This is a genomic window from Halomonas sp. MCCC 1A13316 (assembly GCF_014931605.1).
Lineage (GTDB): Bacteria > Pseudomonadota > Gammaproteobacteria > Pseudomonadales > Halomonadaceae > Halomonas.
Genome location: NZ_CP053382.1, coordinates 3,764,322 through 3,777,573 on the forward strand (window position 1 = coordinate 3,764,322; position 13,252 = coordinate 3,777,573).

Sequence of the window (13,252 nt, forward strand, 5' to 3'; positions counted from 1 at the left end):
ACATCAGGATCACATCGCACTGGGAACCGCCATGACCACCTTCGACAGCACCAAGCGCTCGCTCCCCGAGCTGCTCAAGGACATCACCACCGGCAAGATCCAGCTCCCCGACTTCCAGCGCGGCTGGGTGTGGGACGACGACCACGTGCAGAGTCTGCTGGTCAGTATCGCCCGCTCCTTCCCGGTAGGAGCGGTGATGCTGATGGAAACCGGCGGGGAGGTGCGCTTCGAGACCCGCCCGGTGGAGGGCATCGATCCGGACAGCGTCACCAAGGATCCGGACCAGTTGATCCTCGACGGCCAGCAGCGCCTCACCAGCCTGACGCAGGCGGTGGGCCTGGATACCCCGGTAGATACACGTACCGCCAAGGGCAAGGCCATCAAGCGCCACTACTATTTCGACATCCGTACCGCCCTGGAAGGCGAGGATCGGCTGGAGGATGCCGTAGTGGCGGTGGACGAGACCCGCCAGAAGCGCAGCGATTTCGGCCGCAAGGTGGACTTGGATCTCTCCACCCGCCAGCTAGAGTGCGAACAGCTTCATTTCCCCTGCGATAAAATCCTCGACTCCTCTGAATGGTTGCAGGATCTGTTCCGCTACAACCAGGAGGCCATGGGTGACTTTCTGGAGTTTCAGAAGCGAATCCTCAGCGCCTTCTCTGCCTACCAGTTGCCGGTGATCGAACTGAAGAAGGAGACCTCCAAAGAGGCGGTCTGCCTGGTGTTCGAGAAGGTCAACACCGGCGGGGTGCAGCTCTCAGTGTTCGAGCTGATCACCGCCAGCTACGCCGCGGAGGGCTACAACCTGCGCGACGACTGGTTCGGCTCCGATATCCGCGACGTGCCCTCCCGCAAGGCGCGCTTCGAGGAGCACGAGCTGCTCAAAGACGTGCAGAGCACCGACCTGCTCCAGGCCATCACCCTGCTGCACACCCGCGAGCGCAAGCTGGAGGACCTCAAGGCCGGCAAGACGGGCAAACAGGTGCGCCCAGTCAGCGCCAAGCGCGCCTCGGTGCTGGACCTCCCCCTCGAAGCGTACAAGCGCTGGGCCGATGCCGTGGAGAAGGGCTTCGTCGAGGCGGCGTACTTCCTCAAGGGAGAGTGCTTCTACAGCCGCCGCGAGCTACCCTACGCCACCCAGCTGGTGCCCCTCGCCGCGGTGCTCACTCTGCTCGGCAATCGCTGGCGCGAGCCGCGCATCCACGCCAAGCTCTCCCGCTGGTACTGGAGCGGGGTGCTGGGCGAACTCTATGGCGGCGCCGTGGAGACCCGCATCGCCCTCGACCTCGAGGAGCTTATGCACTGGTTTGAGGGCGACGCCGAGCTGCCTCGCACCGTGATCGATGCCTCCTTCGATCCCACCCGCCTAGAATCCCTGAGGAGCCGCCTCAGTGCTGCCTACAAGGGTGTCAATGTACTGATCCTGCGCGAGGGCGCTGAAGATTTCTTCTGGAAGGGAAACATCCAGGAGCTAGATAACCAAGGGGTCGAACTCGATATCCACCATATCTTCCCCCGTGCCTGGTGCGAAGCTCAGGGCATCCCACCTAGGGTTTACGATTCCATTATCAACAAGACGCCGATCTCCTTTAAAGCCAACCGCATGATTGGCGGTGATGCCCCCTCGGTTTACCTGGCCCGCCTGCAGGATCATCGACAGGTCCAGCTCAACGATGAGGCGATGAATGCCATCCTCGAGGGGCACCGCATCCCCACTGATGCTCTGCGCGCCGACAACTTCGACGCCTTCTACCAGCAGCGCAAGCAACGGCTACTCAAAATCATCGAGAAGGCCATGGGCAAGAAGCCGTTGGTAGGTGCCGATGAGGAATTGGAAGACTGAACTATGGCGACCGATCTCTCTCGCAGCCTGAACCCCAGAAAGGCGTTGATCTTTCGGATTACGCACCGAGACAATCTGCCATGGTTGTTGGCGAATGGCTTGTATTGCCCCTCGGCAGCGGAGCAGGCCCCGAGATTTATCACCATCGGCAAGCAGGATCTGATTGACAAACGGGCAACGCGAGTGGTGCCGGTGCCGCCGGGTGGCGTGCTGAGCGACTACATACCTTTCTACTTCACACCGGCGTCGATGATGCTCTTCAACATCGTGACCGGCCATGGCGTTCAGCAACAGCGCCGGGAGGACATCGTTGTGATGGTGAGTTCGCTTCCCCGCCTGGAGCAGCTCGGCCTGCCCTTTCTATTCAGCGATCGGCATGCCTACCTGGCCAATGCCGAGTTCAGCGACCGGCTGGAGGATCTGGCCGACTTCGTGCCTTGGGGGCTGCTGCAGGCCAAGGATTTCAAGCGCGACCTCGAGAACCCCGATAAGACGGACCGCTATCAGGCCGAGGCTCTGATTCATCATCATCTGCCGGCCTCTGCACTGCTTGGCATTGGCACGTATACTGACGAGGTGCGAGTCGCCGTCAGAGCTCAGGTGGCGGCACAGCAGCTTTCGCTGAAGGTGGTTACACGACCCAACTGGTTCTTTCAATGATTGAGTATACCCGTGGCAATCTCCTCGAGGCCGATGTAGAGGCACTGGTCAACACCGTCAACACCGTCGGCGTGATGGGCAAGGGCATTGCCCTGATGTTCAAGGAGGCGTTCCCCGAGAACTTCGCCGCCTACGAAGCCGCCTGCAAGCATCAGCAGGTGGTGACCGGCCGTATGTTCATCACCGAGCGGGATGCCCTGTTGGGGCCACGCTGGATCATCAACTTCCCGACTAAGCAGCATTGGCGCGCCAAGACGCGAGTGGAATGGATCGAGTCCGGTCTGGAGGATCTCAAGCGGGTAATCCGCGAAAAGGGCATTCGCTCCATCGCTTTGCCACCGCTGGGCTGCGGCAACGGGGGGCTCGATTGGGCCATGGTGCGCCCGCGAATCGAGGCCGCCTTAGCCGAGCTGGATAACGTCCGCGTGCTGGTTTTCGGGCCCACCGTCGAGTATCAAAACGTCGCCAAGCGTAGCGGCGTGGAGAAGCTTACCCCCGCACGCGCCATGATTGCCGAACTGGTGCGCCGCTATTGGGTGTTAGGCATCGAGTGCTCACTGCTAGAGGTCCAAAAACTGGCCTGGCTGATGGAGCAGCGCATCATTGCCCATGGCCTTGAGAATCCACTCAAGCTCGAATTTCAGCCGCATCGCTATGGCCCATACTCCGATCGGCTTCGCCATCTGCTCAATGGCCTGGACGGCAGCTACCTGCATAGCGAGAAACGCATTAACGATGCCACTCCTGAGGAAGTCGTATGGTTCGATGAATCGCGACGGGATCGGTTGCATGTCTACCTGCGCAGCGCCGAAGCACACCCCTACGCCGGTGTACTCGAAGAAGTCGATGCACTGATCGACGGCTTCCAGTCACCGCTGGGAATGGAGGTGTTGGCGACGCTGGACTGGCTCATCAGCCAGGAGCATGTCGAACCGACCGTCGAAGCCATCAAGGAGGGCCTGCGACATTGGCCCGATGACATTGCCGGCCAGCGCAAGCTGCGGCTGTTCTCGGATCGCCTCATTGCGCTGGCATTGGAGCGGCTGAGAGAAGGGTCACCGACAACGCAGGTAATATCCACCGCTCTATAAGCAGAGGCCTTCTTTCCGCTGTCGCTGCTCAAGACCCGGCTTTGCGCATGACTGGAGATAGCAAATGTCGCCCACACATATCGAACGTGTACGCCTTTATGAACTGGTATGGTCGCGTCCGATGAGCCACTTGGCGAAGGAGTATGGCCTTCCGAGCCAGAAACTGAAGGAGGTGTGCGACAAGGCAGGAATACCCACGCCCGCACCGGGTCATTGGCAGCGTATCGCTGCTGGTAAAAAAGTATCCCAGCCACCTCTACCTGATGCGCCCCCAGAGAACAGTTTACTAGCAATTGCTCCGTATACCCCTCGCATGAGGGCGCCGGCACCATCCGGCAATGCGCATGGTACAGATCAGGGGCTAGAGCTATCACCAGCAGCAAGACCGAAACAGAAAAAGAGAGGGGTTAGGTCTGGCCCTGACTTGGAGGTTCCAGCCAAGCTGGGACGAGCACACCCGATAATCTCAGGCTGGCAGGAGGAACATAAGCGACAAACTGAAGAGGCAAAGAAGTACCGATGGGGAGGTGTAGGCTTCGCGCCTGCCCCGCTTACAGCTATGGATCGTCGTCGCTATCGCATCCTGAACACCCTCTTTAAGGCTATCGAGAAAGTTGGGGGCAAGGCCATAGAGGAGGAGCGCAAAGCCATCGCCATTGAACTTGATGGGGAAAAAATCCCCTTCCAACTTCGTGAGAAGCAGAGACAGGTCCGCCGTCCTTTGACCGAAAGCGAGAGGCGTTGGCACCGGCCCGGAGACAAAGAGTGGCGGCAGGAGCTTCAGCCTAGCGGCAAGCTGATCTTCGAGATAAAGCACTACCTGCCCTCAGGCTTCAAGCGACAGTGGCTAGAAACGGACGAGACGCCCATGGAAGAACTCCTCCCGGAGATCTTCGATATCTTGAAGCAGGTGGCACCGATACTGGCTCAGCAGACACAGGAAAGGCTGGAGCGGCAACGACTCGCCGAGATCGCCGCTCATGAGCGTTACCTGGCAGAGCAGGCCCGCAAACGCGACGATAATCGATGGCAGCGTTTCCTCGAGCTGGCAGACGCATGGCAGCAACACGAACAGGCTCGCCATTTTCTGGCAGCCCTGACACGGCTCGAGATAAATAGGGATACAAGCGTTGGTGATATGACTTTGGCGGAATGGCTAACTTGGGCTGAGAGTCGCTTGGTAGAAGGCAACCCGCTGAATCACGGTGTTGAAGCCCTTTTCACGGATATCGAGAAAATCACCAGCTACACCTCCTTCAAAAAAACTATCTACTAATGAAGTGGGCACACCCACTCCGTATCATGCGGACAGGATCGTTCACGCTATGTGAATATAAGCCTTTAGCCTGTCGCAGGCCTGCTAGCCCAATAAAAAGTAAGGATGCCGTGATATGGCGGGACCTGAGTACGCAGAGGTCGAGAAGCCGTTTATCGACCAACTGGTGGATCAGGGCTGGGAATTCCTGGCCGGGTCGGTAGACGATCCCGGCGCCACCCACCGGGATAGCTTCGCCCAGGTAGTGATGGAGCCCTTGCTGCGCGAGCGGCTGCGCCGGATCAACCTGCGCGACGGCGAGCCTTGGCTCGATGAGGCGCGCCTGGATCAGGCAGTCGCCGCCATCACCCGGCTGCCGGCCAGCAAGGTGCTCGAGGCGAATCAGCAAGCCACCGAGCTGCTAATGAATGGCCTGCCGGTGGAGGGGCTGGAGGGCTGGGACGGCGGCCGCGGCCAGACCCTGCGCTACATCGACTGGGACGAGCCCACTAACAACGTCTTCACGGTGGTCAACCAGTTCAAGGTTAAGTGCCCGCCAGGCCACGATGGCGCCAAGGGCCACGTGATCCCGGATCTAGTGCTGTTCGTCAACGGCATCCCGCTGGTAGTGGTGGAGTGCAAGAGCCGCAGCGTGCCGGAGGGGATCAGCCAGGCGGTGGATCAGCTGCGCCGCTACCACGACCAGCGCTTCCTGGAGGGCGAGGTCGGCGAGCACGAGGGCGCCCCGGCACTGTTCGCCACCAGCCAGTTCCTGGTGGCCAGCAATTTCGACGAGGCCCGGGTAGGCACCATCGGCGCCCGTTTCGCCCACTACCTGAGCTGGAAGACGGTAGCACCGATGCGCGAGGCGGAGGTGGCCATCGACCTGGGGGTGGCGGATCTTTCAGCCCAGCAGCGCCTGATCGCCGGCATGCTCACTCGGGCCAACCTGCTCGATATCGTGCGCCACTACACCCTGTTCATGAACCTCGGCGGCCAGACCATCAAGCTGGTGTGCCGCTACCAGCAGTTCCGCGGCGTCACCCGGGCCGTCGAGCGCCTGAAGAGCGGCAAGACCCGCCGCCAGGACGGCGAGGCCGACCGCCGAGGCGGTATCGTCTGGCACACCCAGGGCAGCGGCAAGAGCCTCTCCATGGTGTTCCTGGTGCGCAAGCTGCGCACCGACCCGACGCTGCGCCGCTTCAAAGTGGTGGTGATCACCGACCGGAAGGACCTCCAGGCCCAGCTCTCCGCCACCGCCGAGCTCACCGGCGAGAGCGTCGAAAAGGCAGGCAATACCCCCCAGCTCAAGAAACTGCTGGCGCGTGAGGGACCCGGCCTGGTGTTCGGTACCATCCAGAAGTACCGCGACCCGGACGCCGAGGATGAGAACGAAGCCGGTGAGACGTATGTTCGCGACGATAATGGACTCGATAGCGGTCGCCGTGACGCTGCCGAACGGGGTACCTCAGCTTCCTCAAGCACGCCGAAGAAGCCCTCTCTCAGCGAGCCCTTCGAGGTGCTCAACACCAGCGAGGATATCCTGATCCTGGTGGACGAGGCCCACCGTACCCAGGCCGGCGACCTGCACGCCAACATGATGCGCGCCCTGCCCAACGCCGCCCGCATCGGCTTCACCGGCACGCCGATCATCATGGGCGACAAGAAGCGCACCCATGAAATCTTCGGCGAGTACATCGACCGCTACACCATCAAGGAGGCTGAGCAGGACGGCGCCACGGTGCCGATCCTCTACGAGGGGCGCACTGCTAAGGGAGCGATCAAGGACGGCGCCAGCCTCGACGGCCTGTTCGAGGACCTGTTCCGCGACCACAGCAAGGAGGAGCTGGAGGCGATCAAGAAGAAGTACGCCACCAAGGGGCAGATCTTCGAGGCGCCGCAGCTGATCCAGGAGAAGGCTCAGGATATCCTGCGCCACTACGCCACGAATATCCTGCCCAACGGCTACAAGGCCCAACTGGTGGCCTACAGCCGCCGGGCGGCCCTGCGTTATTACGAGGCCCTGGAGACGGCACGAGCCGAGCTGCTGGAGGAGGCACTGGCGCTCTCCCCCGAGGACAAGGCCCTGGACGACACCCAGCTACTGATGCGCCCGCCCCGGGTCGTGGCGGCGATCCAGGCCTGGCGCTACCGCAAGGTGCTGCGCGAGCTGGAGTTCGCCGTGGTGTTCAGCAGCGGCAATAATGATGATTCGGCCTGGGCTCGGTGGAGCGACCGCGCCGCCGTCGAGAGCCATATCAAGCGCTTCAAGAAGCCGCTGCCGCCGCTGGACGGGACAGTGCCCAAGGACCCAGCCAAGCACGACCCGCTGGCCTTCCTGATCGTCAAAAGCATGCTGCTCACTGGCTTCGACGCCCCTATCGAGGGGGTGATGTACCTGGATCGCTCATTGCGCGAGGCGGAGCTGCTGCAGGCCATCGCCCGGGTCAACCGCACCGGCCACGGCAAGAGCCACGGCATCGTGGTGGACTACTTCGGCGTGGCCAACCACCTCAAGGAGGCCCTGGCCGCCTATAGCGAGGAGGACATCGAGGGCGCCTTGCAAAGCCTCAAGGACGAGATTCCCCTGCTGCGCGACCGCCACCTGCGGGTAATCGACGTGCTGCGCGGCCAAGGGGTGGATGATCTGGACGATACAGAAGAGACGGTGCAGGCGCTGGCCGATGAGCGGGTGCGTGCCGAGTTCATGGTCAAGCTAAAGGAGTTCAACCGCGGCCTGGATGACGTGCTGCCGCGTCCCGAGGGGCTCGAGTTCGTCAACGATGCCAAGCGGCTGGCCTATATCCATGCCCTGGCCCGCAACCGCTACAAGGACACCCCGGAGCTCGGCCGCGACATCGGCAACAAGGTGCGCAAGCTGATCGACGACTACGTGATCTCGCTCGGCATCGACCCGCGCATCCCGCCGGTGCAGCTCACCGACGCCGAGTTCGACGAGCACCTGGGACGCCAGGTGGGCGACCGGGCCAAGGCCTCGGAGATGGAGCACGCGGTACGCTCCCACGTCCGCAAGCACCTGGACGAGGACCCGGTGAAATACGGCCGGCTCAGCGAGCGCCTGGAGGAGTTGCTGGAGCAGCTCGATGGCCAGTGGGCCGAACAGGTGGAGGCGCTCAAGACGCTGATCAAGCAGCTGCGCGACGGCGCCCGGGTGGAGGGGGAGGAGATCCCCGAGCTGCCGGCCCACGCCGAGCCCTTCTGGCGGGAGCTGTTGGCCAGCAGCGAGCTGTCAGTGGTGGAGCTGGACGAAGCCAGCACCCACAAGCTGCTCGAGGCCACCGAGGAGCTGGTCGGGTTGATCCAGCAGGAGATCGCCATCCCCGACTTCTGGAAGCCCTCCCACATCCCGGACCAGGAGGCCCTGCGCCAGCACCTCTTCACCACACTGATGATGAAGCGCCTGGTGCCCTTCGATCAGGCCAGCGAGGTGGCCCAGCGGCTGCTCGACCTCGCCCGCAGTAATCACGACAAGCTAGTGAACGCATGACTTTGCTCGCCGTGGACGATCTGACCCTCGAGGTGCGCGAGAGCTCGCGCCGCAAGACCCTGGAGATCACCGTGGACCGCGACGGCGAGCTGGTCATCGCGGCGCCCACCGGCACCGACGAGCAGCTCCTCCGCGACTTCATCATCGAAAAGCGGCTGTGGATCTACCGGAAACTGGCCGAGAAGGCCGAGCGCCGCCGCCGGCTGCCGCAAAAGGAGTACGTCAACGGTGAGGGCTTTCTCTACCTGGGGCGCAGCTACCGGCTCAAGCGCGTGCCCTCGGACGCCCAGGACGCCCCGCTCAAGCTCGTCGCCGGGCGCTTCCAGCTGCGGGAGGATGCCTTGGCCGATGCCCGAGAGCACTTCGTTCGCTGGTACAGCGCCCGCGCCAGCGACTGGCTCAACGTCAGGGTGAATGAGCACGCCCGGCGAATGGGGGTAGAGCCCGCCGGCGTGAAGGTCCAAGACCTGGGCTACCGCTGGGGCTCCTGCGGCAAAGGCAACCGGGTCTACTTCCACTGGAAGACCATCCTGCTGCCCCGCCACATCGCTGAGTACGTGGTCATCCACGAGCTCGTCCATCTGCACGAGCCCCACCACACCCCCACCTTCTGGCGCCGCCTGGAGCGTGCGATGCCGGACTATGAGCAGCGCAGGGCCTGGCTTGCGCGGCATGGCATCGAAGTAGAAGGGATTTAGCGGGTCACAAAACAGGAAGCCCCGGCCGACTCCAGTCCGTACCGCTCCAATTGCGTGTGGAGGGAGCCTAGCAAGGACTTTCGGTCGAATTATTGCAAACTGAAACGCTCGTGCAATGCCGATATAGCGTTTCATCCGTTTCACCTCGTTTCACCTCGTTTCACAGCTATTGTGCCGAGGCGGAATTCTGAGACTCGCATGCTCTAAAAAAAGCCGACGCTTACGATGGCTCATATGCCGTATCGCAGCTCGTCTGAGCCCAGCGCCTCAAACAGGCTGGCCACGCTGCGAAGACGGCGCCGGGCGGCCTCGGCCCTGGCAGTTACTAGCAACGCCGTGTCGAGCCACTCCAGCGTTTCCCAGATGAAGCCCGTAACGTGGTGAATAGGTTCATGGTCGAGCGCACATAACAAAAGCTCGGCTACGGCGCCCTCAGCTTGCAGACGGCGCAGATCCTCCAGCAGGTGGGCTGCCTCGCGTCTGACGGTTTCAGTCCGCATCACTCACCACCTCCACATCAGCGCCAGGCCAGCGAGCCTCGACGGCGCTCTGTGCCTGCTGTCGGGTGTAAGGAACCCCGGCCAGTACCAGGCGCTTGTCATCAACGCGCGCCCGATGCGCCATTCTGATCCCATTAGAAAGTCGGGGCGGTGCGGTAGCAGTCACTGGCTGGCGTACAGCGCTGGTGGCCATGGGGTGCTCGCGTGCCGGCAGAAGCGTCTTGTTTGCCGCTCTTCGGCCCGCGTTGGTCTTGCGGTGGGGTTGCGCTTCGGCCTCGGCAGCGGCTCGCCAGGCAGCCACATAGCGGCGTGCTGCCTGTTCCTGCTCGTCCAGCATGAGCCGCTCCAGGGCGATGCCGACGAAGATGGTATCGCCTTCGCCAAGTGAGCATTCTGCCCGGACCCAGTCCAGCCACGAGCGCGGCTCCTGGACCTCGATGCGCTCCTTCAGCAGCGCCTGAACGGCTTCATGGGCATCAGTGTGAGCCAGTTGATCGTCGATCAACGTGGCCAGCTCGGCGCGCGCTCGCTTGTCCAGCGGGAGCATGGCCCGCCGGATCAGGCCGGCCAGGCCATCGTCGATTTCGTGCAGCGGTGCCCCGGTATAATCGAAGCGCAGGTTATGCAGCAGCCAATCGATGTCGGTTTCGGGGGCGGGCGCCCCCGAATCGGCGATGATCGGCTCTTGCTCTCGCTCTACCCGACACACCATCCCTGCCGTGGAATCAGGGGAACCGGGAGTACCCGGTTGTTCTGTGGTGGTTTTCTTGGTTCCCTCGCCTGACGATAAACAGGGAACGGCGGGAACCGTCGCCGCCTTCCGCCGCTGCAACAGCGTGCTAAGGCTCATGCTCCTACCTCCTGGGGCAGCACGGCATACAGCCGCTGGACGCTGCCCTGTACCTTCTTGTTGATCGAACGCTTGCCGCTCTCCTTCTCGTAGAGCCAGCCAGCTGACTCCAGTGCGACGGCTATCGTCCGGATGTCGTAGCCCTTGGCCGCTTCCCGCAGCGCCGCGCTGTTGAAGTAGAAAACGCGCCCTGCCTGGGTATCGCACCAGAAGCCGGCCCGGTCATTGGTGCGCCTGGACTCGTTGGTATCGGGGTAGAGGGAGCCAAAGCGAGCATCGCCATGGCGCTGTATGAAGTCGTTGACCCCTTCGAGGATCGCCGCCTCTTCCGGGGGCAGACTGCCGCGCTCGGTCTTCCATAACCCGAAGCAAGTGCTTACAGCATCCATTGCCTCTCCTTCGCTCCAGCCGGTGATGCCGGCCTCGGTAGCAAGTTCACCGGCCATGGCCAGGAGCCCGAAGGCCCCGGCCGCGCGGCTGGCCACGCCATCGCTCTCCGCGCTAAAAGGAGGAGTCTGCATTAGTTTGTTGTACAGACCAGGAAGCTCATGACCGTACATCAGCAGGTGCTCGATGAAGGCGATACCGGCATGGCCGTAGTGCTCTGCCGTAGCGCTCTTGATTGCGTTGGCAAAGTCGCTGGGTACCATGCCCTGAGGGTCATCGAACGCGCCATAGCGCCGCCCCGTCGCGGGGATGTCGAGGAGTCGTGCATCCTGCCCGGCCTTGGTGGCCTTGCCGGCCTCGCTCAGATGAGATGCCAGAGTACGCTCGCCGCTCGACAACATCATGAGTCGCCAGCGCTGGGCATCTCGGATGCCGCCCGTGCGCGCAGCCCGCTGCTTGCCGACGCCGTTGGCCACCATGTAGACCATGTTGCCGGCCTCAAACGGACTGGCCTGGCTCAGCTCGTCGAGCACCAGGCAGGTGTCGTTCTGGCTGGCGGTCAGCGCTTCGAGGCCGTTGCCGGTTGCGCTCCAGGGGCGAAGAAATTGCGGGCTGCCCCAGACGCTCGCCGCCGCTTGCAGCCCGGTGGTTTTGCCCTTACTGGAGGCGCCGCGCAGGTTGAAGCCAAGCCCGCCGGCTGCCTGCTGTCTGGCTGGCCAGATCAGCGGCCCCGCCAGCGCCACGCACAGGCAGAAGATCAGGATGGGATTGCCCTTGGCTCGGCCCGCAACCTCCGCGCGCCACCCCTCAAGGGAGCCCCTCATCTCGAAGTAGGAATGACGCATGGCGTCGGCGCTGAAGCTATAGTCCTGGTTGCCCAGCGTGCGGTGCGGCAGCACGAAGGCTCGCGCGTTGTCATGCCACCCGGTCGTGGTCGCGGCCACGATCCTGGCCTCGGGACGACTCTCCATGATGAAGTCGGCCAGCTTGTTGCGGTGCTGGAGGCTGTGGGTATGGCCCATATCGAGCAGCTCGCGACGCAGGTCCGCCCCACCCTCACTGAGCAGGCGCATCGGCAGGACACGCCGGCGATACTCTCCTTCTGCATTCATGAAGCGCAGTTGCCGGCCGAAGTTGCTGCCGTGCTCGTCTCGGCTGATGGCCATGACCTCAATGGGGTCGGCAACCCGAATATCTTCCTGGATCAGCTCGCCGCCCCGCTGGCGGGTGCCATGCCACCAGAGCCCCGCAGGGCGCGCTATGCCGTCCTCCAGCACGAAATCGGTGTGGTGGACGGCAAAGCCTGGCCGCTCGACCTTGGCGGGCAGCGGCTCTCCCTGGCGCGGGTCGGTCTCCTCGCCCAGCAGCGGGAGATAGGTGCCCTGAGTACCCCGCAGGTTCCCCGACGGAGCAGTTGGCACATCGCTGCCCAAGTCGCTGTTCCGCGCAGGCTTTTCGGTGGCCGTTCCCTGCGTTCCCCCTGTTCCCTCGGTGTCGCTAGGGGCGGGGTGATCACTACCCGCGCGAGTCCCGCCGACCAGGTTCACCTCGTTGGTAGGATTGAGGTCGCTCATTCACCACCTCCCAGCCGGCAGAGGCGCACGTCGGCAAAGTCGGTGCAGGTTTCGCAGCTCTCACAGAAGCTCGGCATCATGAGCTTGGCGTTGATGGCCAGCGCAGCGTGGCGGGCAGCGATGCGCCCCTTGTTGGGCTCTCCCTTGGCGGCGAGGTGGCGATCATCGTCACCGCTGAGGGTGATGCCGACATCCATTGGCAGTCGCTGGCGCAGGCGCCTGGCGACCGGCTCCAGGTTGTCGGCATTGCGTGCGATCACGACCGGATAGCCCATCGCTTCGTGCAAGGCAGCGGCGGTAGACCACCCCTCGGTCACCAAAACGCGCTCGGCGCCAGCAAGGCGGCCTACCAGGCTCGCGGCGCCCTTCACTCGGCCATCGGGTAGGGTGCGCTTACTGCCGTTCGGAAAGATGCACTCCAAGTTGACCAGCTCCCCGCCGTGATACATCGGCACCAGCAGCATGTCGCCACGCTGACGCAGGTTGTAGCCCGGCAATCGCTTGCGAGCCAGGTAGGGGTGACTGGGATCGGCTGGCCTGGCCTGTGTCCACCAGCAGCGTGCCTGCTCGGCCGCGTGGGCCTCGCGCACCTGACGCTCCCGCTCGTGGCGCACACGCTCGCGCATTACTTCCAGCCGAGCCTGGGCGGCGACTACAGGGTCGCAGGGGCCATCGAGGGTCACGGTCTCGGTCATGTCCAGGTGCCACATGCCAAAGCTTGCGGCCCGAGACGAGTGGATGATGTACCAGCCGTTGGCATTACCCTTCGGCTTGTCAGGCGTATCAAAGCGATGAAACTGGCCCCATGCCCCAGGCGTGATCGACACGCCATGCCGGGCCAAGGCATCGGCCAAGGCCGCTTCGATAGTGGTATGTTTGGGAGGCG

Annotated in this window: 10 protein-coding genes; 6 read left to right on the forward strand and 4 right to left on the reverse strand. The window is 63.0% G+C overall.

Annotation, left to right across the window (positions count from 1 at the left end; all coding sequences use genetic code 11):
- The first annotated feature begins 31 nt into the window (after window positions 1–31).
- The 6 genes from HNO52_RS17400 (at window position 32) to HNO52_RS17425 (ending at window position 9,055) form a co-directional block, all read left to right on the forward strand.
- On the forward strand, window positions 32–1,843 hold the full coding sequence (locus tag HNO52_RS17400; protein WP_197566486.1) for a GmrSD restriction endonuclease domain-containing protein: 1,812 nt from the start codon (window positions 32–34) through the stop codon (window positions 1,841–1,843).
- 3 nt (window positions 1,844–1,846) lie between these two features.
- A complete protein-coding gene (darT, locus tag HNO52_RS17405) occupies window positions 1,847–2,503 on the forward strand; it encodes a type II toxin-antitoxin system toxin DNA ADP-ribosyl transferase DarT (protein WP_197566487.1) in 657 nt (218 codons plus the stop codon).
- Window positions 2,500–3,594 (forward strand): type II toxin-antitoxin system antitoxin DNA ADP-ribosyl glycohydrolase DarG, encoded by a 1,095-nt coding sequence (gene darG / locus HNO52_RS17410; RefSeq protein WP_197566488.1) that lies wholly within the window; start codon window positions 2,500–2,502, stop codon window positions 3,592–3,594. Before darT ends, darG begins: the two co-directional genes overlap by 4 nt.
- 64 nt (window positions 3,595–3,658) lie before the next feature.
- Window positions 3,659–4,870, forward strand: a complete 1,212-nt coding sequence (locus HNO52_RS17415) for a hypothetical protein (RefSeq protein WP_197566489.1) — start codon at window positions 3,659–3,661, stop codon at window positions 4,868–4,870.
- A gap of 115 nt (window positions 4,871–4,985) precedes the next feature.
- Window positions 4,986–8,357 (forward strand): type I restriction endonuclease subunit R, encoded by a 3,372-nt coding sequence (locus HNO52_RS21265; RefSeq protein WP_197566490.1) that lies wholly within the window; start codon window positions 4,986–4,988, stop codon window positions 8,355–8,357.
- Window positions 8,354–9,055, forward strand: coding sequence for a M48 family metallopeptidase (locus HNO52_RS17425; protein ID WP_197566491.1), 702 nt, complete (start codon window positions 8,354–8,356; stop codon window positions 9,053–9,055). The genes HNO52_RS21265 and HNO52_RS17425 overlap by 4 nt, the downstream gene beginning before the upstream one ends.
- 230 nt (window positions 9,056–9,285) lie before the next feature.
- Here the strand turns inward: HNO52_RS17425 and HNO52_RS17430 are convergent, their stop codons facing one another.
- The 4 genes from HNO52_RS17430 to HNO52_RS17445 are packed head-to-tail and all read right to left on the reverse strand — an operon-like array spanning window position 9,286 to window position 13,220.
- Complete coding sequence (locus tag HNO52_RS17430; RefSeq protein WP_197566492.1) at window positions 9,286–9,555, reverse strand: hypothetical protein; 270 nt, start codon at window positions 9,553–9,555, stop codon at window positions 9,286–9,288.
- Complete coding sequence (locus HNO52_RS17435; RefSeq protein WP_197566493.1) at window positions 9,545–10,405, reverse strand: hypothetical protein; 861 nt, start codon at window positions 10,403–10,405, stop codon at window positions 9,545–9,547. The genes HNO52_RS17430 and HNO52_RS17435 overlap by 11 nt, the downstream gene beginning before the upstream one ends.
- Entirely contained in the window at window positions 10,402–12,366 is a 1,965-nt protein-coding gene (locus HNO52_RS17440) for a DUF927 domain-containing protein (protein ID WP_197566494.1), read from the reverse strand. The genes HNO52_RS17435 and HNO52_RS17440 overlap by 4 nt, the downstream gene beginning before the upstream one ends.
- Window positions 12,363–13,220, reverse strand: a complete 858-nt coding sequence (locus HNO52_RS17445) for a primase/helicase family protein (RefSeq protein WP_197566495.1) — start codon at window positions 13,218–13,220, stop codon at window positions 12,363–12,365. The genes HNO52_RS17440 and HNO52_RS17445 overlap by 4 nt, the downstream gene beginning before the upstream one ends.
- Window positions 13,221–13,252 lie beyond the last annotated feature (32 nt).